The sequence below is a fragment of the Ruegeria sp. AG6 genome, from assembly GCF_056541565.1.
On the sequence record NZ_JBQFYQ010000001.1, the window covers coordinates 1,413,847 to 1,437,951 of the forward strand.

Consider the following 24,105-nt stretch of genomic DNA (forward strand, 5'->3'; position numbering starts at 1 on the left):
TTTGGCTCCGTGTCTAGTGCTTCAGTTGCCCGAGGCTTACCACCATTTCCCGGGCTTGGCCACAAAACCGGCCGCGTTTTCCAGCGCATAGGCGGTATTGAGCAGGTCGCCTTCTTCCCAGGGACGTCCGATCAGCTGCAATCCCAGCGGAAGACCTTGTGTGTCCAGCCCTGCGGGGACCGAGACACCGGGCAGTCCGGCCAGGTTCACGGTCACGGTGAAGACATCGTTCAAATACATTTGAACAGGATCTGCTTCGGTCATTTCGCCCAGACCGAAGGCCGCCGATGGGGTTGCCGGGGTCAGGATGGCGTCGACACCGGCCGCGAACACGTCTTCGAAGTCTTTCTTGATCAGCGTGCGCACCTTGCGGGCACGGTTGTAATAGGCGTCATAGAAACCAGCCGACAGAACATAGGTGCCAACCATGACCCGGCGCTGCACTTCGTGGCCAAAGCCCTCGGCGCGGGTTTTTTCGTACATCTCGGTGATGCCATCACCCTGCGCCATCTGTGCACGATGCCCATAGCGGACACCGTCATAGCGGGCGAGGTTCGAAGACGCCTCGGCCGGGGCGATCACATAGTAGGCAGGCAGCGCATACTTGGTGTGCGGCAGCGAGATATCGACAATCTCGGCCCCCGCATCCTTCAGCATCGCGGCACCATCGGCCCAGAGCTTTTCGATCTCGGTGGGCATTCCGTCCATGCGGTATTCCTTGGGGATACCGATCTTCTTGCCCTTGATGTCGCCAGTCAACATCGCTTCGAAATTCGGGACGGCCAGGTCCGCACTGGTCGAATCCTTGGCGTCATGGCCGCACATGGTTTCCAGCATGATCGCGGCGTCGCGGACGTTCTTGGTCATCGGACCGGCCTGATCCAGCGAGGACGCAAACGCCACAATGCCCCAGCGCGAGCATCGGCCATAGGTCGGCTTGATGCCGGTGATCCCGACAAAAGCCGCGGGCTGGCGGATGGAACCGCCGGTATCAGTGCCCGTTGCCGCAAGGCACAGGTCGGCGGCCACAGCGGCCGCGGACCCGCCCGACGAACCGCCCGGTGTCAGCTGCGCATCATCGTTGCCACGACGCCACGGGCTGACCGCGTTGCCATAGACCGATGTTTCGTTGGACGAGCCCATGGCGAATTCGTCCATGTTCAGCTTGCCCAGCATGACTGCGCCTGCGTCGGCCAGTTGCTGTGACACGGTGGATTCGTATTCCGGCTTGAAGCCTTCAAGAATGCCCGACGCGGCTTGTGACGGCACGCCCTTGGTGCAGAACAGGTCCTTGATGCCGATCGGCAGGCCACACATTGACGGAGCGTCCCCGCCCTTGATCCGTTCATCCGCAGCCTTGGCGCGCTCCATCGCGATCTCGGGCGTCTTGTGGACGAATGCGTTCAGCGCATCTGCTTCATCAATGGCTTTCAAGCAGGCTTCTGTCAGCTCAACAGAGGTGACGTCGCCGGCTCGCAACGCGTCGCGGGCCTCGGCCAGGCCCAATTTGTTCAGATCGCTCATGTCTTACTCCACCACTTTGGGGACTGCGAAGAACCCTTCGCGGGCGTCGGGGGCGTTGGCCAGAATCTTGTCCTGCTGATTGCCATCGGTGACTTCGTCCTGACGACGCTTGAGGCGCATGGGTGTGACCGAAACCATCGGCTCGACACCTTCCACATCCACTTCGTTCAGCTGTTCGATGAACCCAAGGATGGTGTTGAACTCGGATGCCAGCGCCGGCAGCGCGTCATCCTCGACCTTGATCCGGGCCAGTTTGGCCACTTTGGCGGCGGTGCTTTGGTCAATCGACATCGGCTTCCCTCATCTACGTTAGGGGGCGTTTACCCGTCTGCAGCGGCAGTCGCAAGACCGGGGTGCCTTGGGCAGGTCCGAGTTTGGAATCCCCCCTCTTATGAGGCTATTCAAAACTGAATGACTGGTATGCAAAAAAGTAAACCGAATAGTTCATTATCGATCTTGAAAACTGTACTGTACTGTTCATTTTATTTATGCGACATAACGCAAACCGGAGAAAAACATGAAACCCCTGATAACAGCCGCGGTCTTGTCCGCCACGATTTTGGCCGCACCGGCCATGGCTTTGGGTATCGACACAAGCAACCTGACACGCACGTTGACCTTCCCGTCCCCTATCGCGGAACCGGTCACGCAGGATCAGGTTAAACCTGCCAAGTAACGCGCAGGTCCAAGCCGGGTCAGATATCCCCTCTCTGACCCGGCTGTTTTGCATTTTCGAGGATGCACATCCCTGAGCAAGCCGCTAGCATGACGTCGAATACAGAACAGAACTGCGCCGAGGTTTCGTAGTTCAGGCAAGCCAGTGGAGCAGATGATGAGCGCGCAAAAACAAGCGGTTCTGGACGCAATCGACGCAGCCAATGCAAATGACCCCAACCAAGACGAGGGCCGCCCCGCGGCACTGTTGTATGGCGAACGCATGAGTGCCGAGCTGGGCCGCCTGTTTCCGGATGCTTCCGACGCCCTTCAAATCGCCGCGCGCGGTCAGCATGTGGAACGTTGGAAACTTGCCCGCAGTGAATACCCCGAAGGCCGGGTTGGATATCTGTCATGGCGCAAGGCGCAGGGCGAACACCATTCCGACGTGGTCATGGGGTTGATGGCCCGCGAAGGTTACGATTCAGAACAGATCGAGGCCGCAGGGCGCATGTTGCGCAAACAAGGCATCAAGCGCGACGCGGAAGTGCAGGCGTTGGAAGACGTGATCTGCTTTGTGTTTCTGAAATGGTATTTCCAGCCCTTTGCCGCAAAACACTCGGCCGAGAAAATCCAGAGCATCGTTGAAAAAACGGCCCGCAAGATGTCGCCCGAAGGCCGCGCTCGGGTGTTGAGCGAATTTGATCTGCCCGACCATCTGGCCGCAGCCTTTCAGAACTAGAATCGGACCGGGGCGGTTTCGTTGGCTTCTTGCCATGAGGCTCGGAAGACACACGCGATCCTTCCGCGCCTCAAGGCGCCGGGCCTTTGCTAAAACGGCCCCTGACAAGAGCTGCGCGATACACCTCGATCATCCATCCCAGCATGATGGCATTCAGGATATGCCACATGAAATGCGTCCCCACCGGCCATTGCCCGCAAAATGGCAAATCCAGCGCCCGGAACGTGATCGACAGAATCAGGATCAAGGCCCCGATTGTCATCCCTTTGGCCAGGATCATGTCTTGGCCCCGCAGCAGGAACGCATAGATCAGGATCAACAAAGGAACCGGCGCGTAAACCGCCGACCCGCCAAACCCCGGCACAAGCTGGAACAAAGGCGCAACAAGTGCCGCAAAAGGAAGAAACAGAAGCGTACCGCAGATCGCCATTCCGGACGACATGCGACAGATGTTCCGGTTCACCGCAAATATATAGACCAATATGAACAGCAGGATCGGCGCCACATCCGCCAATGCCGCCCAAACCCGGGCATGGGTGTGAAACAGATAGCTTCCAACCCCGATCATGGCCAAAATCACGACCAGACCTTTGGCCAGCGGCATGTCCTGATCGCGCACGCGCTGCCACATGACCCATGCGGAAATCAGAAAAGCCGCATTTGTGATCGCGTTGATCGGCTCGGCCCAATACTCCGGGGACACGCGTTCGCAATAGCCATCAATTTCTCGAATCCAGTCCATGGAAATTTACATAGCCAATGCTAGGCTGGAGCCAAGACAAGACTTGAGAGGAATTCCGGAATGAACATTATCTGGCTGGGCCATGGCAGTTTTCGCATAGAAACTCAGGGGCAGGTTCTGTTGATCGACCCGTGGCTGACCGGCAACCCGGTCTTGCCCGAAGATCGGCATGATGCCGTGCTGGAAGGGGCGACCCACATTCTTTTGACCCATACGCATTTTGACCACGTGGCCGATGTACTTCCTCTGGCAAAGCACCTGAAAATCCCCGTTGTCGGACAGTATGACCTGATGGGATACTGGAGCGAAGCGGAAGGCATTGAGACCATCGGTTTCAACAAAGGCGGCACCGTCGACCTGAACGGCGTCATGGTGACAATGGTACCGGCCTCTCACAGCTCGACTTTTTCAACACCGGACGGTCTGCGCACTGGTGGCAGTGAGGTCGGCTTCATGATCGCGGCCGAGGGGCGTATGCTCTACGTCTCGGGCGATACCGACATCATGGCCGACATGGAATGGATGGGGGATTACTACAAGCCCGATATCGGAATCCTTTCCGCCGGCGGGCATTTCACCATGGATATGAAAGCCACCGCTTATGCCGCGAAACGGTACTTTGACTTCAAGACGGTCATCCCATGTCACTACCAGACGTTCCCCATTCTGGAACAATCCGCACAGGCATTGATCGACGGGTTGCCCGGGGTCGACGTGATCGAACCTGAGGTCATGAAAGCCATCACCGTCTGACGACAGCGCAGCGCGTCAGCCCGGCTTGTCCTGGCGGCGCGCTTCGAAGAAGGCCTTCAAAAGCGCGGCAGCCTCTTCGCCTGCAATTCCGTCATAGACTTCGGGCACGTGATGCGCCTGTGCATGCGAAAACACGCGCGCGCCATGCGCCACGCCCCCGGATTTGGGGTCTGCCGCACCGTAATAGATCCGCCGGATGCGCGTGGCCGCCAAGGCCGCGGCGCACATCGCGCAAGGCTCCAACGTGACGTAGAGATCATGATCCGGCAGCCGTTCAGAGCCCGCCTGCGCACAGGCGACACGCAAGGCCATGATTTCCGCATGGGCCGTGGGGTCATTCAATTCGCGCGTCCGGTTCCCAGCCGCGGCCACGACCGTTCCGTCCGGTCCGACGACAACGGCCCCCACGGGCACCTCGCCGCGGTCAGCGGCTGCGCGCGCCTCGGCCAGGGCCTGTTGCATATGCGATTTGAACACCATGCCCCCTGACTGCCGCAGAAACCCGCCTTTCGCAAGCGCCCGGGATGCGGTATGGCCCTGACATGAACAAGACCCCACCCCCCGGCGATCGGATCGCCAAAGTCCTGGCCCGCGCTGGCGTAGCATCCCGGCGCGAGGCTGAACGCATGATAGAAGCAGGCCGCGTGGCAGTGAATGGCAAGACCATCGACAGCCCCGCCCTGAACGTGACCGCGAAAGACAAGATCGCAGTCGACGGCAAGCCGGTCTCGGAACCGGAACCGTCGCGTCTGTGGCTGTATCACAAGCCCGCCGGGTTGGTGACGACGACCCGCGACGAAAAAGGACGAGATACAATATTCGACAAGCTGCCTGACGACATGCCACGAGTGATGAGCGTTGGTCGGTTGGACCTGAATTCCGAAGGATTGCTGCTGTTGACCAACGATGGCGGCATCAAGCGCAAGCTGGAACTGCCCTCGACCGGGTGGTTGCGGAAGTACCGCGTGCGGGTGAACGGTCGCCCGAAGGACGAGGATTTCGAACCGCTACGCAAGGGGCTGGTGATCGAGGGAGAACGGTTCCAGCCAATGACCGTCACACTGGATCGCCAGCAGGGCGCAAATGCATGGCTGACGATCGGCTTGCGCGAAGGCAAGAACCGCGAAATCCGCCGCGCGATGGAAGATATCGGTTTCACCGTGAATCGTCTGTTGCGCGTGTCCTACGGCCCCTTCCAGCTTGGGACGCTGAAACAGGGCGAGGTCGAAGAAGTCCGTCGCCGGGTTATGCGGGACCAGCTGGGGCTGGACGCCGAAGACAAACCCGGCAACGCGCCCAAGCGCCCGTCACGGCCCAAAAGAAAACGGCCTCTGATCGGCAAGAATCCCCGTAAGTGATGTGGGTTCGGCAACCTTCCCCCTAGCGCTAAGCCCGCGCATACCCTAAATTTTCAGTGAAAGCTGCTATTTGGGGGGCGTGATGTCCGGAAGCGGAGTGCAAAAACTGGCCTACGCTGTGCTGTTGGTGCTGTTGTTTGGCGTCTGCACTGGTTTGCTCGGAGGTCTGTAAGCCATGGCAAAGCGGTTCGGCGGCAAATACAGCCCACAGGGGGATGAATCGGAAAACACCCCACTGCCGAGGGGTCAGTTTGACGGCGCACGGGTCGAGCCCGCTGGCGCACGTGCGAATATTCTGTTTCTACCCGCCATTCCATTGGTGTTTCTGTCCCTGAACGACGGCGCGATTGGCATGACACTGGGGCTGGTCGCCGCTGGTTTTCTGACGGCGGCCGCATTTTTGCTGCGAGAAGGTCTGAGAGCTGAGGCCGCGTACAATGCCCGCAAAACCGCCCGACGTCCTGCTTTTCCGCGGAAGATATTTGCCAGTGTTCTCACCGGCCTTGGCGCTGGCCTTGCGTCTTACAGGTCCGAGTTTCTGGACGCTGAAGCGGCAGCGCAGGTCAGTTTGTTGGCCCCCGTGCTGTTTGGTGTTGCAGCGACCGTTCTGCATTCTGTCTCATTCGGGCTTGATCCGATGAAGAACAAGGGCATGGAAGGGGTCGACACTTTTCAGCAGGACCGCGTGGCCCGCGTGGTCGATGATGCCGAGAAACATCTGTCGGAAATGACGAATGCCATAAAACGCGCTGGTGACCGCAGGGTCGAAGCCCGCGTCGAACGGTTTCAGAACACCGCGCGGGATTTGTTTCGCACGGTCGAGGAAGACCCGCGAGATCTGGCCGGTGCTAGAAAGTACCTGACCGTGTACTTGCAGGGCGCACGCGACGCGACCGTTAAGTTTGCTGATGTCTACGCCCGAACCCGCGATGCGCAGGCGCTTGCGGATTACTCTGCTTTGCTGGACGATCTGGAACAGAATTTCGCCGCGCGAACGCGGAAAATGCTTTTGGATGACCGCAGTGATCTGACGGTCGAAATTGACGTGTTGCGTGAAAGACTGCAGCGCGAAGGCGTCCGGCTGGACTGACCGGCCATTATTTGAGCGAGGAACATACCCATGTCCGATGAGATCAAGAACAAGGCAGTTCAGGCCGAAACACTGGTACAGGAAGTCACCGCAGTTGCCCTGCCCGAACCGCAGGCCGAGGTCGTGTCGTTGGAGGAAGCCGACGAACCCGTCAGCGCCGAAATCCGCAAGCGGATGGATGAAATCGACATGGGCAACACCAATTCGATTGTCGCGTTCGGCTCGTCCGCGCAGGCCGAGTTGCAGGAGATAAGCCAGGCCATGCTTGCGGATGTGCGCAACAAGGATGTCGGCCCGGCCGGTGACAGCCTGCGCAATATCGTAACTACGATCCGCGGTTTCTCGGTCAGTGAACTTGACGTGCGGCGCGAGCGCAGCTGGTGGGAGAAACTGTTGGGCAGGGCTGCGCCTTTTGCCAAATTTACCGCCCAGTACGAAGAGGTTCAGGGCCAGATCGATCGCATTACCGACGATCTTCTGGGACATGAGCATACGCTGCTCAAGGATATCAAATCTCTGGATCTGCTGTATGAGAAGACCTTGGGCTTTTATGACGAACTGGCGCTGTACATCGCTGCGGGCGAAGAGAAGCTGACCGAGCTGGACAGCCACGACATCCCTGAAAAGGAAGCCGAAGTTCAGGCCGCTCCGGAAGACCAGCAAGTGATGAAGGCACAGGAACTGCGTGACATCCGTGCGGCGCGTGACGACCTAGAACGCCGGGTTCATGACCTGAAACTGACACGACAGGTCACGATGCAGTCGCTGCCGTCGATCCGTTTGGTTCAGGAAAACGACAAATCGCTGGTCACCAAGATCAACTCGACGCTGGTGAACACGGTACCGCTGTGGGAAACGCAGCTGGCCCAGGCGGTTACGATACAACGCAGCGCCGAAGCCGCCGCCGCGGTGCGGGATGCGAACGACCTGACGAACGAGCTTTTGACTTCGAATGCGGCCAACCTGCGCGAATCGAACAAGATGATCCGCCAAGAGATGGAGCGCGGCGTGTTCGACATCGAAGCGGTCAAGCAGGCCAATGCCGACCTGATTGGCACCATCAACGAAAGCCTTGCCATTGCGGACGAAGGCAAAGCCAAACGCGCCGCAGCCGAGGCTGAGTTGCAGAAGATGGAAAAGGAACTGCGCGACACTTTGGCGGCCGCCAAAGCGCGCCGCGACGGAACCGGCGACAATGCCGGTACGGCGGTTCCCGGCTGAGGGCGGGATCGGCGTGCGGGCCTTCGGTTACTTGAAAGGAACCTTGGGGATGGTGTCGCTCTTGGCTCTGGCCAATTGCGATGAAACCCTGACGTCATCTGTTGTTCCGCAACCTCGCCCGACACCCGCACCCGTGGCAGCCAATGCCTATGTGCCACCGTCAGCCGCAAGTCAGGATCTGGCGCGTTTTTATCAGCGGGTTGAACGGGATTTGCTGGTGCGAGGGCTTTTACGCACCGATGGGGGCGGTCCGGACACTCCCTATGATGCCGATGATCTAGCGCGGAATTTCGAAGCGATTGCGTTCTACAGCGAATATCCGACGCAAAGCGTCTCGGCTGGCTCGCGTCAGACCGACGGGCAACTCAGCCGGTGGTCCGGCTCTGTCCGAATACAGACCGAGTTCGGGCCCTCCGTGCTTCCTTCTGCACGGCAGCATGATGCGGATCAGGTTCGGTCCTTTGCCACCCGACTGGCCAGATTGACGGATCATCCGGTTTCCGTCGTCTCTCGCAACGCCAATTTCCATGTCTTTATTGCAGGCAAGGACGACAGCGCCTATATCGTATCCCGCCTGAAACAGCTGATCCCGAATATCAGTCAGGACTCGCTGAATCTGGTGGCCAATCCACGCGCCAATTTCGATTGCCTGGTGATTGCATCGGCAACGACGTCTTCACCACACAGATACGTGCGTGCCGTTTCCCTTATCCGGGCCGAATTGACGGATCTGGGCCGCCAAAGCTGCATTCACGAAGAAATAGCTCAGGGTCTTGGCCTGTCCAATGACAGCCCGGCAGCGCGGCCTTCGATTTTCAATGATGATGACGAATTTGCCCTGCTGACCAGTCACGACGAAAAGCTGCTGACGATGTTGTATGACCCACGGTTGCAGCCCGGCATAGACGTTGATGAAGCGCGACCCATTGTACGAATAATCGCACATGAATTGATGGGGCAGCCGCTCTGACCCCGATGACAGGAGAACCCAGATGGGAATTTTCGATTTTCTGACCGGAGAATTCATTGATGTCATTCATTGGGTGGACGACACCCGTGACACGATGGTCTGGCGGTTCGAACGTGAGGGCCACGAGATCAAGTATGGCGCCAAGCTGACCGTGCGCGAGGGCCAGGCGGCCGTATTCGTGCATGAAGGCCAGCTGGCCGACGTGTTCACGCCGGGCCTCTACATGCTTGAAACCAACAACATGCCGATCATGACGACGCTGCAACATTGGGATCACGGGTTCCAGTCGCCGTTCAAGTCCGAGATCTATTTCGTCAACACGACCCGGTTCAACGACCTGAAATGGGGCACCAAGAACCCGATCATGCTGCGCGATCCCGAATTCGGCCCCACCCGGATCCGCGCCTATGGCACCTACACGATCCGGGTGAAGGACCCGGCCCGTTTCCTGGTCGAGATCGTGGGCACCGACGGTGAGTTCACCATGGACGAGATTAGCTTTCAGATCCGCAACATCATCGTGCAGGAATTCAGCCGAGTGATCGCGGGCTCGGGCATCCCGGTTCTGGACATGGCTGCAAACACCGCCGATCTGGGCAAGCTGATCGCGGCCGAGGTCTCGCCCGTACTGGACGGCTATGGGCTGGAGATGCCGGAATTCTACATCGAGAACATCTCGTTGCCGCCGGCGGTCGAGGCGGCGCTGGACAAGCGCACCTCGATGGGTCTGGCGGGGGATCTGGGCAAGTTCACCCAGTATTCCGCGGCCGAGGCGATGACGGCGGCAGCCAGTTCCCCGGGCGGAGGCGGCGGCATGGGCGCTGGCCTTGGTATGGGAATGGGCATGGCGATGGCGAACCAGATGTCGAACATGGCAGCGGGTCAGTCGTCAGGCCCGTGGGGCGCGCCCGCGCCCGCTGCCCCGCAACAGGCCGCACATGTGGCCCCGCCGCCTCCGCCGCCGGTCGAGCATGTCTGGCACATTGCGGTGGACGGACAGACCAGCGGCCCGTTCTCGAAGGCCAAGATGGGCCGCATGGCCAGTGAGGGCGAGATCACGCGCGACACCTACGTGTGGACGCCCGGTCAGGACGGCTGGAAGAAGGCGGGTGAGGTGCAGGAACTGGCGCAGCTGTTCACCATTCTGCCTCCGCCCCCGCCCGGCGCATGAGGGCACCGCATGGCCGGCCTTGGAAAGCGTTCGAAAAAGGGCAGGCGCAGAACGCGGCCCGAACCGCATTTCGTCTGCCCCTGCTGCGACTATGTCACCCTTTCGGAACGTGGACAGTACCTGATCTGCCCGATCTGTTTCTGGGAGGACGAGGACATCCAATATGACACGAACCTGCGCGAGCCTTCGGCGGCCAATCACGGCCTGACATTGGCTGAGGGGCGTAAAAACTTCAAGACGATCGGGGCCTGCGAGGCCGCGATGCTGCCGCATGTCCTGCCTGCGGAAGACCGCGCGGACTATCTCTACTTCCCTCTCAAGGACTGAGCGTAGCATGACGGATGCCCCTGCCCCATCGCCTGATTTCGCGGAACATCGTTTCCCGTGTGACCAGTGCGGCGCCGATTATCGGTTCGATCCAAAATCCGGCACGCTGATCTGCGATCACTGTGGCCATTCCGAACCGATCGGTGCCGGCCCCTGGGGCGGCGCCAGCCTGCGCGAGCTGGATTTCGACGCTGCCATCGCCGACCGCCTGCCCGACAGCGAAATCGAAGAGACGCGGGTTCTGTCCTGCCCGAACTGTGCAGCGCAGGTTGAATTCGATCCCAACACCCATGCTTCGGAATGCCCGTTCTGCGCCACCCCGGTCGTGACGGACACCGGGATGAACCGGCATATCAAACCGAAGGGCGTTCTGCCTTTTGCGCTGGACGAACGCGCCGCCCACAAAGCCATGAGCGACTGGCTGGGGCGGCTGTGGTTCGCGCCGAACGGGTTGAAGGATTATGCCCGCAAGGGCCGCAGGATGCAGGGCATCTATGTGCCGTACTGGACCTTCGACGCCGATACGAAGTCGGCCTATCGCGGAGAGCGCGGAATAGTCTACTATGAAACCCGCACCGTCATGCGGGATGGCAAACGGGTGCAACAACAGGTGCCCAAGGTTCGCTGGACGCCCAAGTCCGGCCGGGTGGCGCGGTTTTTTGACGACGTGTTGGTGTTGGCCTCAAGGTCCCTGCCCAAGGCTTACACGGATGCTCTGGAGCCTTGGGATCTCCCGGCTCTGGAACCCTACCAGCCAGAGTACCTCGCCGGTTTTCGGGCCGAGGCCTATACGGTCGAGCTGAAAGATGGATATGCCGAGGCACGCGCTTATATGGCCCGCGTGATCGAGCGGGACGTGCGGTTTGATATTGGGGGCGACAGGCAACGCATCCATGCAGTGGACACCGATGTGCGCGATGTCACGTTCAAGCATATCCTGCTGCCGGTCTGGTTGGCGGCGTACAAGTATCGCGGTCAGACCTATCGTTTCGTGGTGAACGGCCGGACCGGCCGGGTTCAGGGAGAACGCCCCTGGTCGGCAATCAAGGTCACGATCGCCGTTGTGCTTGGCCTGCTGGTTGCGGCAGGCATCGGATACCTCATGGCGACCGGACAGCAATGACCTTCGGGGGCCGCAGCCAAAATCTGTGCGGCGGAACCCCTTGAACATCCCCGGCTTCTCACCCATCCTGCCGCCGGCTGCCCCGGAGGAGAAGACGACGTGACCCTGGCCGATCTGAACACTCTTCTGACTGCGCGCCATTCCTGCCGCGCCTTTCGGCCTGACCCGGTTCCACGTGGTGACATCGAACAGATCGTGACCAGCGCGTCCCGGGTGCCGAGCTGGTGCAATGCGCAACCTTGGCAATTGGTCATCACCAGCGGAGACGAAACCGACAGGTTCCGCGACGCGATGTCAAACGAAGCCAGGAACGGCACGCCGGCCCCCGATCTTCCTTTTCCCGTTTCCTACTCCGGCGTGTATCAAGACCGCCGCCGGACGTGCGGCTGGGCGCTCTACCGCGCGGTTGGCGTAGAACGGGGGGACCGTAAAGGATCGGCGCAGCAAATGATGCAGAACTTCGCCCTTTTTGGCGCACCACATTGTGCCATCATCTCAAGCCCGGCAGAGCTGGGACCTTATGGTGCAATGGATTGCGGCGGCTTTGTCACGGCTTTTGCGCTCGCCGCTCAGGCTTTGGGCGTGGCGACCATCCCGCAAGCGGCATTGGCGGCGTACAGCCCGTTTTTGCATCAGTATTTTCAGATCCCCGATGACCGGTTGATCCTGTGCGCAATTTCCTTTGGCTATTCGGATATGGATCATCCTGCAAACAGCTTCCGTACGGAACGCGCGGCATTGGGTGACTTTGTGGACTGGCGCGGCTAAACCGTCGCTCAGGCAGGCTCAACGTTTCGGGGGAGGAACCAAGTGCGCGCATTGCTGCAAAGGGTGACACAGGCCAAAGTGTCGGTCGAAGGCACCGTCATCGGCAAAACTGGTCCCGGGCTCATGATTCTTGTCTGCGCCATGCAGGGCGATAGCAAGGCACAGGCAGAAAAATTGGCCGAGAAAGCCGCAAAACTGCGGATTTTCAAGGATGACGCCGGCAAGATGAACCGCTCGCTTCTGGATGTTGAAGGCTCTGCTTTGGTGGTAAGCCAGTTCACACTGGCGGCGGACACCTCCAGCGGCAATCGTCCCGGATTTTCAAACGCGGCCCCGCCCGAGTTGGGAGAGCAATTGTACAAGGTCTTCGCAGAGCACCTTGCCGCGCAGGGGATCGCGGTGGAAACCGGACAGTTCGGCGCGGACATGGCGGTTGAGCTTGTAAATGACGGGCCGGTCACGATCTGGGTGGAGAATTGATGGATATTGAAAAGCAAGCTGTCAGGTTGTGGCAGGCCGGTGTTGATGCCGTCGGCGGGTATAAGGCCACCCTGGCCGCCTTGCCTGATGTCCCGAAACCAGACCGTATTCTGGCCGTGGGCAAACCCGCCGCAGCCATGGCGCGGGCTGCGCTGGAACATTTCGGCGCCATCCCCACGCTTGTGGTCACCAAAGACGGGCATGGCCACGACCTGCCGGCTGGGGTCGAGGTGATCGAAGCATCACACCCCGTTCCGGACGACCGCAGCGTGGCGGGCGGGCGGGCGCTGCGCCTGGCCATGGATCAGATGGGGCCCGGATCACATGTTCTGCTGCTGGTCTCGGGCGGCGCGTCATCCCTGGCCGAAGACCTGCTTCCCGGAACATCGCTGGCGGATCTCGAGGCGTTGAACCGCGAACTGCTGTCCAAAGGGCTGGATATCCGCGCAATGAATGCCGAGCGGCGCAAGCTGTCGCGCATCAAGGGCGGCGGCCTGCTGTCCCATTTCGCCGGAGACCGCGCCACTGTTCTGGCGATATCGGATGTGCCCGGAGACGATCTGAACGTCATCGGTTCGGGAATCGGAGCATTGCCCGACAATCATTCCTTTGCCGCCAGCACCCGGATCGTTGCTTCGAACGCGCATGCCCGCAGTGCCGCTGCCAAAGCAGCGGAAACAATGGGGCTGAGGGTCTTGATCAATGATGAGGCTCTGCACGACGACTATTTGCAGGTCGCGGCGCGTCTTGGGCCCTTGCTGCGTGGAATGGAAAAGGGCGTGATGATCTTTGGCGGAGAACCGACCGTGGTCTTGCCTGATCACCCGGGACGTGGCGGCAGAAATCAAGCCCTTGCGCTTGCTTTGGCAAAAGAGATCGCGGGGCAGACGGATCTCGCGGTGATCGTGGGCGGCACCGACGGCACGGATGGCCCGACAAATGCGGCGGGTGGAATCATAACAGGAAAGACTTGGAGTGATGGCGCCGAACGCGCTCTTCACAAAGCCGACAGCGGATCATTCCTGGAAAAAGCGCACGGCCTGCTGACAACCGGACCAACCGGCACCAACGTCATGGACCTGGTTGTCGCGATACGTGGATGATTTGACGCTTATCATGCCGCTTTGGCCCGCAATCGACCGGAAACTACCCGAAAATGCAGAATGTACCTGAACACCCATTCAGCAATTGCCGCACACCGGACAACAAAGCGATGGCTTTGGCCTTCGGTATTTAAGAGAAATAACCTTGCCCGGTTCGCGGAAATAAGCCAACGTTGACTCATGCGTCAACAAAAAGCCCCCAAAGGGGCTGGAACCACTCAATAGGGAGAACACTCAATGAATGAACAAATAACGCATATGGCCGGTCAGGTCACAGCCGGGAAGATGACTCGCCGCGAATTCATGGGGAAAGCCGCGGCCCTGGGCGTTTCGGCTGCCGTGGCCAGCACGATGTTCGCGGACGCAGCACGCGCAGCAGGCCCGAAAAAGGGTGGTGATCTGAAGTTCGGTCTGCAAGGCGGTGAGTCGACCAACTCGCTGGATCCGGCGACCTATGCCAGCTCGGTTCCGTTCCAGAACGGCAAGCAGTTTGGCGACCAGCTTGTAGAAGTTGCACCCGATGGGTCCATCGAACCGCGCCTGGCGGAAAGCGTCGAAGGCAGCGCGGATGCCAAGGTCTGGACCTTCAAACTGCGTCAGGGTGTCGAATTCCACAACGGCAAAACCATGACCAGCGAGGACGTGCTGAAGACAATGCAGCGCCACTCGAACGAAGACTCCAAGTCCGGTGCCCTTGGTATCATGAAGGGCATCGAGTCAATGAAAGCCGATGGCGACAATTTCCAGGTCACTCTGTCCGAGCCTAACGCTGACCTTCCGTATCTGATGGCCGACTACCACCTGATCATTCAGCCCGATGGCGGCATGGACAATCCCGGAGCAGGTATCGGAACCGGACCGTACAAGGTGGAAGTGGACGAACCCGGTGTGCGCCACTTGTTCACAAAATACGAGAACCACTGGAACTCTGATTTTGGTAACTTCGACAGTGTTGAAGTTGTGGTTATCAATGACGCAACTGCGCGTACCGCTGCATTGCAATCGGGTCAGGTCCACGCCATCAACCGTGTTGAACCAAAGGTCGCGGACCTGCTGGGGCGCGCACCCAATCTGACCGTGCACTCGACCGCTGGCCGCGGCCACTATGTCTTTATCATGCACTGCGATACCGCACCGTTCGACAACAACGAACTGCGCACGGCCCTGAAGTATGCCATCAACCGTGCGGATCTGGTGGACAAAGTACTGCGCGGTTATGGCTCGATCGGTAACGACATGCCGATTAACGCAGCCTATCCACTGTTTGATGAGACAATCGAACAGCGCGAGTTCAGCGTGGAAAAAGCAGCCGAGCACTACAAGAAGTCCGGTCATGACGGCTCGCCGATTGTCCTTCGTGTTGCAGACGGCGCCTTCCCGGGCGCGGTGGATGCTGCAGCCCTGTTCCAACAGACAGCCGCCCAGGCTGGAATTCCGCTGGAAATCAAGCGCGAGCCGAATGACGGCTACTGGTCCGAGGTTTGGAATGTGCAGCCCTTCTGCGCCTCTTACTGGGGCGGTCGTCCGGTACAGGACCAGATGTACTCGACCGCGTATCTGTCGACGGCGGACTGGAACGATACACGTTTCAAAGTTCAGGCATTTGACGACCTGCTGTTCGCGGCTCGTGCAGAACTGGATGTCGAGAAACGCAAGGGCATCTATAGCCAGATGGGCCGCATGGTCCGTGATGAAGGCGGTCTGATTTGCCCGATGTTCAACGATTTTGTTGAAGGTGTCAGCAACCAACTGGATGGTTGGGAAAGCGACCCGACACAGGAAATGATGAACGGCAACATGTCCCGCAAAATGTGGTTCGTCTGATACGGGCATCGGATAATGCATCCTATCATAAAACTGGTTTCCCAGCGCCTCGCGCTGGGAATTCTATTGCTGTTCGGCGCTTCGGCCTTGATTTTTGGCCTGACCGAAGCTCTTCCCGGAGACGCCGCGCAAGCCGTCCTGGGGCAGTCCGCAACCCCCGAGGCCTTGGCCAACCTTCGCGAAGAAATGGGCCTGAACCGCCCGGCCCTGACCCGTTATTTTGAATGGCTGGGCGGCATCGTTCAGGGCGACCTTGGCCAATCGCTGACCAACAAGCTTGATATTGCCGAGAGCATCGGAAAACGCCTCGGAAACACGTTGTTCCTGGCTTGTGTCGCGGCAATCGTATCCGTCCCGCTTGCGATCTTTCTGGGTCTGCTGGCTGTCCGGTTCCGCAATCGCTGGCCCGACAAACTGATTTCCGCCGTCACGCTGACAACGGTTTCCATCCCCGAGTTCCTGATCGGATACGTCGTGATCTACTACATCTCGGTCAAGCTGGGATGGTTTTCCTCGCTTGCGATGATCAACGACTCGATGTCGTTCTGGCAAAAGCTGAACGCGATTGCGCTTCCGGCCTTCGTTCTGACACTGGTGGTCCTCGCGCAGATGATGCGGATGACCCGCGCTGCAATTCTGAACCTCATGCAATCAGCCTATATCGAAACGGCCGAACTCAAGGGCCTGAGCACATTTCAGGTCATCGCGCGGCATGCCTTTCCCAACGCAATCTCACCCATCGTGAACGTTGTCATGCTGAACCTCGCCTACCTCGTTGTTGGCGTCGTCGTGGTTGAAGTCGTGTTCGTCTATCCCGGCATGGGGCAGTACCTTGTGGACGCAGTGACCAAGCGTGACGTGCCGGTTGTTCTGGCCTGCGGCGTGGTATTCGCGGCTGTTTACATCGGCCTGAACATGGTCGCGGATATCGTCTCGATCCTCGCCAACCCAAGACTGAGGCATCCGAAATGAAAAACATCCCTCTTTCGGCTCTGATTGGCCTCATATTCACCGGCGCCTATTTCTTCGTGGCCATTGCTGCCCCGTTGATCGCGCCTTACGGGATGGCAGAAGTGGTCGGCGATGTATGGGAGCCGGCCAGCGCCGAACACCTGCTGGGCACCGACAATATCGGCCGCGACCTGCTGACCCGCATGATCTATGGCGGGCGCACGACGATCTTCATTGCCGCCGCCGCGACATTGCTCAGCTTCTTGACCGGTACATCGCTTGGTCTTCTGGCCGCCGTTCTGGGCGGTTGGGCGGATCAGGCGCTAAGCCGGACGGTCGATCTGATCATGTCGATCCCAACCCTGATCCTTGCGCTGGTCATTCTGGCCATCGTTCCGGTAACTGTCCCGATCCTGATCCTCGTCATGGGCCTTCTGGATGCGACACGCCCTTATCGCCTTTCGCGCTCCGTCGCCGTGGACATCAACGTGATGGATTATGTCGAAGCCGCGAAACTGCGTGGTGAGGGGCGGACATGGATCATCTTCCGGGAAATCCTGCCGAACGCATTGTCACCGCTGGTGGCCGAGTTCGGCCTGCGGTTCATCTTCATGGTGCTGTTCATCTCTACCCTGTCTTTCTTGGGTCTTGGCGTTCAACCGCCGCTGGCCGACTGGGGTGGCATCGTGAAGGAAAACAAGGACGGCATCGTGTATGGCATTGGCGCGGCCCTGTACCCCGCGGTGGCCATCGCGACGCTCGCGATCTCGGTCAACCTTGTGGCTGACTGGATCCTGAACCGTACTACATCGCTGAAAGGAGGTCGGGGATGAGTGATTCCCTTCTCAAGGTCCGTGACCTCAAGATCGGTGCAACCGTTTACCCACCGGGTGAGAAACCCCATGACATCGAAATCGTGCACGGGGTCAGCTTTGACCTCGAGCGCGGCAAGGTATTGGGTCTGATCGGTGAATCCGGCGCTGGGAAATCCACCATCGGTCTTGCCTCGATGGCCTATGGCCGGGGTGGCGTTGAAATCACCGGCGGCGAAGTCTGGGTTAACGGGCGCGACATCCTGAAATCATCGCATGGCGATATTCGGAATCTGCGCGGGGGCGAGGTTGCCTATGTCTCGCAATCTGCCGCCGCGTCGTTCAACCCGGCCAAGAAGATCATGGATCAGGTTGTCGAAGCGGCTGTCGAGCACAAGAAGTTTTCGCGCAAAGAGGCCGAGGCCCGCGCGCGCGAGCTGTTCGCAAAGCTGGGTTTGCCTGACCCTGACAACATCGGCAACCGTTATCCGCACCAGGTTTCGGGCGGTCAGTTGCAGCGTTGTATGACCGCATTGGCACTGTGTCCTGAACCCGATCTGGTGGTGTTCGACGAACCGACCACGGCGCTGGATGTTACCACCCAGATCGATGTTCTTATGGCGATCAAGGATGCCATACGCGACACCGGCGTTGCCGCTTTGTACATCACCCATGACCTGGCCGTGGTTGCGCAGGTCAGCGACGATATCATGGTTTTGCGGATGGGTGACACAGTCGAATACGGCAGCACCGATCAGATCATCAACAACCCACAGGAAGAATATACTCAGGCTTTGGTCTCGGTGCGTTCGATCGAGCACGAAGAAAAGCAGCCCACACCGGAACCGCTGCTTACCGTTGACGGGATCACCGCGCGCTACAAGGGGCTGAACTTCGACGTGCTGCACAACGTCAATGTCGAGCTTCATCCGGGGCAAACGCTGGCGGTCGTGGGCGAATCCGGTTCGGGCAAATCCACGCTGGCCCGGGTGATCACCGGCCTGTTGCCGCCGCGCGATGGCGAGATCCGTTTTGCCGGTCGCACGCTGTCGCCGGACCTTGCGGGGCGTTCTCGGGAGGATCTGCGCGAGTTGCAGATGATCTATCAGATGGCAGACGTGGCAATGAACCCACGTCAGACCGTCGGCACCATCATCGGCCGCCCGTTGGAGTTCTATTTCAACATGCGTGGCGCTGAAAAGCGCAAGCGGATCATCGAGCTGTTGGATGAGATCGAGTTGGGCGAAAAGTTCATCGACCGCTATCCTGCGGAACTGTCCGGAGGTCAGAAACAGCGTGTCTGTATCGCCCGGTCACTGGCAGCCAAGCCCAAGATGATCATCTGTGACGAGGTCACTTCGGCTCTGGATCCGCTGGTGGCAGACGGGATCCTCAAGCTGCTGCTGGACCTGCAAAAGATCGAAGATGTGGCCTATCTGTTCATCACCCATGATCTGGCGACGGTCCGCGCGATCAGCGACAGCATCGCGGTGATGTATCAGGGTCGCGTGGCCCGTTATGGCTCGAAGAGCCAGGTGCTGAGCCCGCCCTTCGACGATTATACCGACCTGCTGCTCAGTTCGGTGCCTGAAATGCACCTGGGCTGGCTGGAAGAGGTTGTCGCCCATCGCAAGATGGAAAGCGCCGGCAACTGATCCGGTTCGTGACATTTCGATGAAGGTTTGAAATCCCGGCACCTTGTGTGAAGACAGGTGTCGGGATTTTGCTATTGGGGGCGCAAAGTGGCAGCCCGAGGACGTCAAATCTCTTAGGGTCGCCGGAATGCAATGTCTCTCAAAGGGCCTCGACATGGACCGCAAGCTACTCCTTATCATTCTGGACGGTGTCCCCTATCGCAACTTTCGCCGCCTGTTCGGCAATCTCGAAGGCTGGGTCGACAGCGGAGAAGCACGCGTCTGGAAACTGCATGCCGTGCTGCCCTCGACATCGGCCAGTTGCTATGCGTCGATCCACACCGGCGTGACGCCGCAAGAGCATGGCTGCACCGGAAATGGAAACGTCTTCCGGCTGAACCACAAGGACGTGTTCAGCCAGGTGCGTGAAGCCGGTGGTGTGACCGGGGCGGTCACACACAGCTATTGGTCGCAATTCTTCAACCGTCATCCCTTCGATTACGTCCGCGACATCGAATATGACGAACCCGAAAGCGCGACGATCAACCATGGCCGTTTTCACAGCATGACGGGCTATGGCAAAGCCAACCAGATGACGCCATCCGATGTCGACCTGTATGCCACTCTGACCAATCTGTGCCTGCGTTTCGGGCTGGACTATGGCATTCTGCACACCTGCACGCTGGACAGTATGGGCCACCGTTTCTTCCACGATTGTGAAGAAATGGATCACGCTTGCTTTGTCGCCGACGAAATGCTCGCCCCTTTCATCCCCCGCTGGCGCCAGTTGGGATATGAAGTGATCGTCACCGCGGATCACGGCCAGGACGAGCGTGGGCACCACGGCGGGCGCGGCACGCTGCAACAGGAAACGGCGCTGTACTATTTCGGCGACGCCGAAGGGCCAGACGCAGATACCGTCATAAGCCAGTTGCAATTGGCCCCGACCATCCTGAGCCGAATGGGTGCCCCCATTGCTGAGACAATGAAGGCCGAACCGTTTCTGCGGTAATGCGCACGCAGCTTCGGGGTCACTTATGCGGCCTTCGCAGCCACCACTGTCGCAAACACCTGATATCCATAAAGTGACCCGTTTCGAGCACGTCTTTCGTGCTCGGCTACGAGCCCCTCTGCCAGTTCTTTTCCGATATCACCCCGCTCGTACATTTGCTTGGTGGTCAGGTCGACCCAAGGCAACATCTGCTCGGGTGTCGAGACAACTCTGCTCTGCACGTCGAAATGTTGCACGGAAAGTCCGGCATCGGAAATCATTGACCTGAGTTTTGCGACGACAAAAGGATCGGTCACAAACTCGCGTACAAATTCCTTTGCACACATATCCAGTGGATCATTCGGAAAAGCACTGAAGGTCGCTTTTGAGAAATCAGCGTCACAGACGATCAAGATCCCATCGGGTTTCAGCACTCTGAAGGCCTCGGCAACCAACGATTTGGGGTCTTCTACATGCGTGAGCACCGTGTGCATGATGACCGCATCGACGGCATCATCCTCCAGCGGAAGCGCGGCACCGTCGGCAACCTTGAAAGTCAGGTTCGAATGCTCTTTGGCCCGAGTGCTGGCTTCCGAGACAAATCCTTGCGAAGGCTCGAAACCTATGACGTTCGCCGGGTGGCAGTGTGATGCGATGCGACGTGTAACGGCGCCTGCACCGGCGCCAACCTCAACAACCGTCGATGCATCCGTGACGTTCAGGTGACCCAGATACGCGGCAACGATCTGTTCCATCGTCGGGTCCGCTTGCCGCTGGTCCATCGAATCCGCAAACAGCTTGATGAATTCAGGCCCTGCGGCATCGACGTTCTGAAAGGGGTCGGCCATAAGGTAAGATCTCCTCGGAAAATTTGAGTGAGCTTACCACAGCCAGCCGGTTTTCGGCATACAGGCCCCAAAAGGACCTGAGCCTTCAATTCACTGCATCAGTCGTAGGACCAGATCCCCTGCCCCAGCGCTTCTATCGCAACCGAAATACGCTCAAAACTGTCGGCCGCACGTTTCACCGCAGTTCGTGCGCGCAGATATCCGTGCACAAGACCGAATTCATTGATCCAGTGGGCCTGCCCGCCCGCCGCATTGATCCGACTGCAATAAACTTGCCCGTCGTCACGCAGCGGATCGCAATCAGCCGTTACAACCACGGTCGGTGGCAGGTTTGAATAGTCACTGTCCTGCAATGGCGCATAGGTCGGATCGCCCTGGGGCGGATCGCCCGCGCATCGGATGGTTTCATAGAACCTGATTTCGTCCAGCGTCAGCAAGGGGGCCTGGGCATGTTCCTGGTAGGACCCCTGACTGCGGTCCCCTCCGAGGCCCGGATAGATCAGAACCTGCCCAAGAATCCCGTCCAAACGCCCGCGCGCGTAGTGGGATACAGCAGCAGCCAGATTTCCACCGGCGCTATCACCGGCCAAAATCAAAGGGTCTCCGAATTCGTTTGCGACCCAGTTCGCAGCGCTCCAACAGTCGTCAAACTGTGCCGGGTGCACATCTTCAGGGCACAGCCGGTAATCGACGGCGACGACCCGATACCCGGTTTGGGCGCATAATTCAGCGCAAACATCGTCGTGACTTTCCAGACCACCAACAACGAAACCGCCACCATGAAAATAGATGACGGTTCGGGTTGGTTGCCCGGCAGAGTAAATTCGAACCGGAACACCATCGGCCGCCCGGTCCTGAGTTTCCACGCCAGCCGGGCGTGGTTGGCGAAAGTCCTGACACATGGTGTCATAGACACGGCGCTGATCCTCGATCGACAGCTCGACCGCGTCATCGGGATAGCTTTCGGCCGTGCGACGTATGAACGCCCAGGTTTCTTCGTCGATCAGGCGTTCATAGTCCATTGTCCCTCCGGCTTATTCAGACCACTCCCATGGCCGGGTGTATACGCCCAGCACTTTTGCAACATCGTCTTCCGAAGATCCGTTCGCGTCAAGCTGCGCGACGAGGCCGCGTTTCTTATCATCAATGACAGAAACTACTCGCGCCGCCAAACCGGCATCCTCGAGGGCACCGTTGTAGATACGAGTGATGGCCTGTTTCCGAAGATCAGGCTTGAACACCTTGCCAACGGCCGTTTTGGGCAGCTCATCCAGAATGGTCATGTGCTTGGGTTGCGCTGCGCGTTCATGCACGTGAACCTTGCAGTAATCCATCAGCTCTTTCTCGGTGACAGACGCGCCCTCGACCAGCTCGACAAAGGCGCAGGGAACTTCACCGGAATGCGCATCCGGCTGGCCGATGGCACCGGCAAAAGCAACGGCCTCGTGACCCAGCAAAGCCTCTTCGATCTCGGCAGGGTCGATGTTGTGACCGCCACGAATGATCAGGTCCTTGGCGCGACCGGTGATCCACAGATATCCATCTTCGTCGAAGCGCCCCAGATCGCCCGTGCGCAGGTACTTGTCGAAGTGATACAGGTTAACGTTCTTGTCGGCCTCAGTGTAAGTATTGCCCGCATAGACACCAGGGTTCGAGATGCAGATCTCACCGATTTGATCAGTGTCGCACTCGGTCGGTCCATCTGGCCCATCCTGCAAGATCTTGACGTCTGTATAGGGGAACGGAATACCGATCGATCCGATCTTTTTCTCACCATCCACCGGGTTGCACGAAACCAGACACGTGGCCTCTGTCAGACCGTACCCTTCGACAATGGTGACGCCGGTCGCTTCTTCAAAGCGGCGGAACAGTTCCACGGGCAGCGGGGCCGAGCCCGAGAAGGCCGTTTTTACGCTTGAGATATCGGCATCGACCGGGCGCTGCATCTTGGCTGAAATCGCGGTTGGCACGGTGATGATGAAGCTCACCTTCCAACGCTCGATCAGCTTCCAGAAATTGTCGAACACCCCGTCGCCGCGATATCCCTGTGGCGTCGGGAAAACCACATGGGCACCGGATGATACGGCCGCCATCACAATCACATGCACCGCAAAAACGTGGAACATGGGCAGCGGGCACATGATGACGTCGTTTTCGTCAAACAGAAGCGTGTTCCCCAACCAGCCGTTGTAGATCAGGCCGGAATACTTGTGCTGCGCCACCTTCGGCATACCCGTGGTACCGCCGGTATGGAAATAACAGGCGACACGATCTTCCTTGCTGTCTTCAAACGTCAGCTTCGTCGGTTGCTTGGCCAGTTCCATGTGGAAGTTCTTGTAATCCGCATGGGCAAGCTTTTCCTTGTCGCCCATCTTGGGGCGCAGGAACGGCACCAGCCATGATTTGGGCGGGGTCAGATACCGATTCAGGTCGATTTCCAGAATGGTATTGACCTTGGGTGCGTGGCGCACCGCCTCTTCGACCTTCTGCGCGACATCTGTTTTCGGAAAAGATTTCAGCGTCACCACGACCTTGGCACCGGTCTCGCGCAGGATCGCGGCAATCTGTTCCGGTTCAAGCAAGGGGTTGATCGGGTTCACGATCCCCGCAACCGCGCCGCCCATCATCGTGACCAGTGTCTCGTTGCAGTTGGGCAGCACATAGGCGACCACGTCCTTTTCACCCACACCCAGCGAGCGGAACAGGTTCGCCGCCTGGTTGACCTGAGCCAGAAGTTGCGACCAGGTCAGGGTCTCGGCCTTGTCCGTCGGGCCCGAGAACAGTTGGAAGCTCATGGCATTGTGGTTGGGGAACTTCCCTGCGGTGCGCGACAAAAGCTGGTGGAAGGTGACAGGCAAATCCCGATCCTCCCACGGCATTTCCTGTTCCATGCGCTTCTTGTCTTCCAAACCCACAAAGGCCATGTGGTTCCTCCCGTATTATTCTCCCGCGTTTTGCGCGGGCTTGTTGTTCGCAACCAAGATGGAAGCAAAACGAACCTCGCGCAAGCGAGGCCTTA

25 protein-coding genes are annotated in these 24,105 nt (G+C 59.0%); 18 read left to right on the forward strand and 7 right to left on the reverse strand.

Translation table 11 applies throughout. The features are described 5' to 3' along the window. Positions 1 to 36: 36 nt before the first annotated feature. A complete protein-coding gene (gene gatA, locus ACR0I0_RS07095) occupies positions 37 to 1,524 on the reverse strand; it encodes an Asp-tRNA(Asn)/Glu-tRNA(Gln) amidotransferase subunit GatA (RefSeq protein WP_171630817.1) in 1,488 nt (495 codons plus the stop codon). Between the two features lie 3 nt (positions 1,525 to 1,527). Next, positions 1,528 to 1,815: an Asp-tRNA(Asn)/Glu-tRNA(Gln) amidotransferase subunit GatC gene (gatC, locus tag ACR0I0_RS07100; RefSeq protein WP_117868236.1), complete on the reverse strand. Its 288-nt coding sequence runs from the start codon at positions 1,813 to 1,815 to the stop codon at positions 1,528 to 1,530. Between the two features lie 226 nt (positions 1,816 to 2,041). On the opposite strand from gatC, the gene ACR0I0_RS07105 reads away from it, so the two are divergent. After that, on the forward strand, positions 2,042 to 2,200 hold the full coding sequence (locus ACR0I0_RS07105) for a hypothetical protein (RefSeq protein WP_170343617.1): 159 nt from the start codon (positions 2,042 to 2,044) through the stop codon (positions 2,198 to 2,200). Positions 2,201 to 2,356: 156 nt separating this feature from the next. Continuing rightward, positions 2,357 to 2,920, forward strand: coding sequence for a DUF4202 domain-containing protein (locus tag ACR0I0_RS07110; protein WP_171630815.1), 564 nt, complete (start codon positions 2,357 to 2,359; stop codon positions 2,918 to 2,920). A gap of 70 nt (positions 2,921 to 2,990) precedes the next feature. Here the strand turns inward: ACR0I0_RS07110 and ACR0I0_RS07115 are convergent, their stop codons facing one another. Then, complete coding sequence (locus tag ACR0I0_RS07115; protein ID WP_480490708.1) at positions 2,991 to 3,662, reverse strand: ceramidase domain-containing protein; 672 nt, start codon at positions 3,660 to 3,662, stop codon at positions 2,991 to 2,993. Between the two features lie 60 nt (positions 3,663 to 3,722). On the opposite strand from ACR0I0_RS07115, the gene ACR0I0_RS07120 reads away from it, so the two are divergent. Then, positions 3,723 to 4,415, forward strand: coding sequence for a metal-dependent hydrolase (locus ACR0I0_RS07120; protein ID WP_171630810.1), 693 nt, complete (start codon positions 3,723 to 3,725; stop codon positions 4,413 to 4,415). 15 nt (positions 4,416 to 4,430) lie between these two features. Here the strand turns inward: ACR0I0_RS07120 and ACR0I0_RS07125 are convergent, their stop codons facing one another. Further along, positions 4,431 to 4,895 (reverse strand): nucleoside deaminase, encoded by a 465-nt coding sequence (locus ACR0I0_RS07125; RefSeq protein ID WP_171722858.1) that lies wholly within the window; start codon positions 4,893 to 4,895, stop codon positions 4,431 to 4,433. Between the two features lie 62 nt (positions 4,896 to 4,957). Between ACR0I0_RS07125 and ACR0I0_RS07130 the strand changes: the two genes are divergently transcribed. The 15 genes from ACR0I0_RS07130 (at position 4,958) to ACR0I0_RS07200 (ending at position 20,259) form a co-directional block, all read left to right on the forward strand. Next, complete coding sequence (locus ACR0I0_RS07130; protein ID WP_171630806.1) at positions 4,958 to 5,773, forward strand: pseudouridine synthase; 816 nt, start codon at positions 4,958 to 4,960, stop codon at positions 5,771 to 5,773. Between the two features lie 175 nt (positions 5,774 to 5,948). Further along, positions 5,949 to 6,863 carry a 5-bromo-4-chloroindolyl phosphate hydrolysis family protein gene (locus ACR0I0_RS07135; protein WP_171630804.1) on the forward strand — a complete coding sequence of 305 codons (915 nt, stop codon included), beginning with the start codon at positions 5,949 to 5,951 and terminating at the stop codon, positions 6,861 to 6,863. Positions 6,864 to 6,893: 30 nt separating this feature from the next. After that, positions 6,894 to 8,084: a toxic anion resistance protein gene (locus ACR0I0_RS07140; RefSeq protein WP_171630802.1), complete on the forward strand. Its 1,191-nt coding sequence runs from the start codon at positions 6,894 to 6,896 to the stop codon at positions 8,082 to 8,084. A gap of 49 nt (positions 8,085 to 8,133) precedes the next feature. Further along, positions 8,134 to 9,054: a DUF2927 domain-containing protein gene (locus tag ACR0I0_RS07145; RefSeq protein WP_480485372.1), complete on the forward strand. Its 921-nt coding sequence runs from the start codon at positions 8,134 to 8,136 to the stop codon at positions 9,052 to 9,054. Between the two features lie 22 nt (positions 9,055 to 9,076). Next, the gene (locus ACR0I0_RS07150) at positions 9,077 to 10,225 is read left to right on the forward strand and encodes an SPFH domain-containing protein (RefSeq protein WP_480490709.1); all 1,149 of its coding nucleotides are present in this window, start codon (positions 9,077 to 9,079) and stop codon (positions 10,223 to 10,225) included. A gap of 9 nt (positions 10,226 to 10,234) precedes the next feature. Then, a complete protein-coding gene (locus ACR0I0_RS07155) occupies positions 10,235 to 10,552 on the forward strand; it encodes a CPCC family cysteine-rich protein (protein WP_171722854.1) in 318 nt (105 codons plus the stop codon). Between the two features lie 7 nt (positions 10,553 to 10,559). Next, complete coding sequence (locus ACR0I0_RS07160) at positions 10,560 to 11,675, forward strand: TFIIB-type zinc finger domain-containing protein (protein ID WP_480490711.1); 1,116 nt, start codon at positions 10,560 to 10,562, stop codon at positions 11,673 to 11,675. A 99-nt stretch (positions 11,676 to 11,774) separates the two neighbouring features. Continuing rightward, the gene (locus ACR0I0_RS07165; protein ID WP_171630793.1) at positions 11,775 to 12,443 is read left to right on the forward strand and encodes a nitroreductase; all 669 of its coding nucleotides are present in this window, start codon (positions 11,775 to 11,777) and stop codon (positions 12,441 to 12,443) included. A gap of 42 nt (positions 12,444 to 12,485) precedes the next feature. After that, on the forward strand, positions 12,486 to 12,923 hold the full coding sequence (dtd, locus tag ACR0I0_RS07170; RefSeq protein ID WP_209832422.1) for a D-aminoacyl-tRNA deacylase: 438 nt from the start codon (positions 12,486 to 12,488) through the stop codon (positions 12,921 to 12,923). Further along, complete coding sequence (locus ACR0I0_RS07175; RefSeq protein WP_480490713.1) at positions 12,923 to 14,026, forward strand: glycerate kinase type-2 family protein; 1,104 nt, start codon at positions 12,923 to 12,925, stop codon at positions 14,024 to 14,026. The genes dtd and ACR0I0_RS07175 overlap by 1 nt, the downstream gene beginning before the upstream one ends. 237 nt (positions 14,027 to 14,263) lie before the next feature. Beyond that, positions 14,264 to 15,850 carry an ABC transporter substrate-binding protein gene (locus tag ACR0I0_RS07180; protein WP_171167064.1) on the forward strand — a complete coding sequence of 529 codons (1,587 nt, stop codon included), beginning with the start codon at positions 14,264 to 14,266 and terminating at the stop codon, positions 15,848 to 15,850. Between the two features lie 15 nt (positions 15,851 to 15,865). Next, the gene (locus ACR0I0_RS07185; protein WP_152458791.1) at positions 15,866 to 16,822 is read left to right on the forward strand and encodes an ABC transporter permease; all 957 of its coding nucleotides are present in this window, start codon (positions 15,866 to 15,868) and stop codon (positions 16,820 to 16,822) included. After that, positions 16,819 to 17,634: an ABC transporter permease gene (locus ACR0I0_RS07190; RefSeq protein ID WP_171630787.1), complete on the forward strand. Its 816-nt coding sequence runs from the start codon at positions 16,819 to 16,821 to the stop codon at positions 17,632 to 17,634. The genes ACR0I0_RS07185 and ACR0I0_RS07190 overlap by 4 nt, the downstream gene beginning before the upstream one ends. Then, a complete protein-coding gene (locus ACR0I0_RS07195; protein ID WP_171630785.1) occupies positions 17,631 to 19,268 on the forward strand; it encodes an ABC transporter ATP-binding protein in 1,638 nt (545 codons plus the stop codon). Before ACR0I0_RS07190 ends, ACR0I0_RS07195 begins: the two co-directional genes overlap by 4 nt. 154 nt (positions 19,269 to 19,422) lie before the next feature. Next, the gene (locus ACR0I0_RS07200) at positions 19,423 to 20,259 is read left to right on the forward strand and encodes an alkaline phosphatase family protein (RefSeq protein ID WP_480490716.1); all 837 of its coding nucleotides are present in this window, start codon (positions 19,423 to 19,425) and stop codon (positions 20,257 to 20,259) included. 23 nt (positions 20,260 to 20,282) lie between these two features. Here the strand turns inward: ACR0I0_RS07200 and ACR0I0_RS07205 are convergent, their stop codons facing one another. The 3 genes from ACR0I0_RS07205 to ACR0I0_RS07215 all read right to left on the reverse strand — a co-directional run bounded on the left by ACR0I0_RS07205 (position 20,283) and on the right by ACR0I0_RS07215 (position 24,010). Then, positions 20,283 to 21,086, reverse strand: coding sequence for a class I SAM-dependent methyltransferase (locus ACR0I0_RS07205; protein WP_171722848.1), 804 nt, complete (start codon positions 21,084 to 21,086; stop codon positions 20,283 to 20,285). Positions 21,087 to 21,184: 98 nt separating this feature from the next. Beyond that, complete coding sequence (locus tag ACR0I0_RS07210) at positions 21,185 to 22,108, reverse strand: alpha/beta hydrolase (protein WP_480490719.1); 924 nt, start codon at positions 22,106 to 22,108, stop codon at positions 21,185 to 21,187. Between the two features lie 12 nt (positions 22,109 to 22,120). After that, positions 22,121 to 24,010: an acyl-CoA synthetase gene (locus tag ACR0I0_RS07215; protein ID WP_480490721.1), complete on the reverse strand. Its 1,890-nt coding sequence runs from the start codon at positions 24,008 to 24,010 to the stop codon at positions 22,121 to 22,123. Positions 24,011 to 24,105 lie beyond the last annotated feature (95 nt).

Coding starts and splice junctions, on each gene's coding strand:
- ACR0I0_RS07200 (WP_480490716.1), top strand. CDS start 19,423: ATGGACCGCAAGCTACTCCTTATCATTCTGGACGGTGTCCCCTATCGC.
- ACR0I0_RS07105 (WP_170343617.1), top strand. CDS start 2,042: ATGAAACCCCTGATAACAGCCGCGGTCTTGTCCGCCACGATTTTGGCC.
- gatA (WP_171630817.1), bottom strand. CDS start 1,524: ATGAGCGATCTGAACAAATTGGGCCTGGCCGAGGCCCGCGACGCGTTG.
- ACR0I0_RS07210 (WP_480490719.1), bottom strand. CDS start 22,108: ATGGACTATGAACGCCTGATCGACGAAGAAACCTGGGCGTTCATACGT.
- ACR0I0_RS07150 (WP_480490709.1), top strand. CDS start 9,077: ATGGGAATTTTCGATTTTCTGACCGGAGAATTCATTGATGTCATTCAT.
- ACR0I0_RS07115 (WP_480490708.1), bottom strand. CDS start 3,662: ATGGACTGGATTCGAGAAATTGATGGCTATTGCGAACGCGTGTCCCCG.
- ACR0I0_RS07175 (WP_480490713.1), top strand. CDS start 12,923: ATGGATATTGAAAAGCAAGCTGTCAGGTTGTGGCAGGCCGGTGTTGAT.
- ACR0I0_RS07205 (WP_171722848.1), bottom strand. CDS start 21,086: ATGGCCGACCCCTTTCAGAACGTCGATGCCGCAGGGCCTGAATTCATC.
- ACR0I0_RS07155 (WP_171722854.1), top strand. CDS start 10,235: ATGGCCGGCCTTGGAAAGCGTTCGAAAAAGGGCAGGCGCAGAACGCGG.
- ACR0I0_RS07135 (WP_171630804.1), top strand. CDS start 5,949: ATGGCAAAGCGGTTCGGCGGCAAATACAGCCCACAGGGGGATGAATCG.
- ACR0I0_RS07125 (WP_171722858.1), bottom strand. CDS start 4,895: ATGGTGTTCAAATCGCATATGCAACAGGCCCTGGCCGAGGCGCGCGCA.
- ACR0I0_RS07160 (WP_480490711.1), top strand. CDS start 10,560: ATGACGGATGCCCCTGCCCCATCGCCTGATTTCGCGGAACATCGTTTC.
- ACR0I0_RS07145 (WP_480485372.1), top strand. CDS start 8,134: ATGGTGTCGCTCTTGGCTCTGGCCAATTGCGATGAAACCCTGACGTCA.
- ACR0I0_RS07130 (WP_171630806.1), top strand. CDS start 4,958: ATGAACAAGACCCCACCCCCCGGCGATCGGATCGCCAAAGTCCTGGCC.
- ACR0I0_RS07215 (WP_480490721.1), bottom strand. CDS start 24,010: ATGGCCTTTGTGGGTTTGGAAGACAAGAAGCGCATGGAACAGGAAATG.
- ACR0I0_RS07195 (WP_171630785.1), top strand. CDS start 17,631: ATGAGTGATTCCCTTCTCAAGGTCCGTGACCTCAAGATCGGTGCAACC.
- ACR0I0_RS07140 (WP_171630802.1), top strand. CDS start 6,894: ATGTCCGATGAGATCAAGAACAAGGCAGTTCAGGCCGAAACACTGGTA.
- gatC (WP_117868236.1), bottom strand. CDS start 1,815: ATGTCGATTGACCAAAGCACCGCCGCCAAAGTGGCCAAACTGGCCCGG.
- ACR0I0_RS07185 (WP_152458791.1), top strand. CDS start 15,866: ATGCATCCTATCATAAAACTGGTTTCCCAGCGCCTCGCGCTGGGAATT.
- ACR0I0_RS07110 (WP_171630815.1), top strand. CDS start 2,357: ATGAGCGCGCAAAAACAAGCGGTTCTGGACGCAATCGACGCAGCCAAT.
- ACR0I0_RS07180 (WP_171167064.1), top strand. CDS start 14,264: ATGAATGAACAAATAACGCATATGGCCGGTCAGGTCACAGCCGGGAAG.
- ACR0I0_RS07120 (WP_171630810.1), top strand. CDS start 3,723: ATGAACATTATCTGGCTGGGCCATGGCAGTTTTCGCATAGAAACTCAG.
- ACR0I0_RS07190 (WP_171630787.1), top strand. CDS start 16,819: ATGAAAAACATCCCTCTTTCGGCTCTGATTGGCCTCATATTCACCGGC.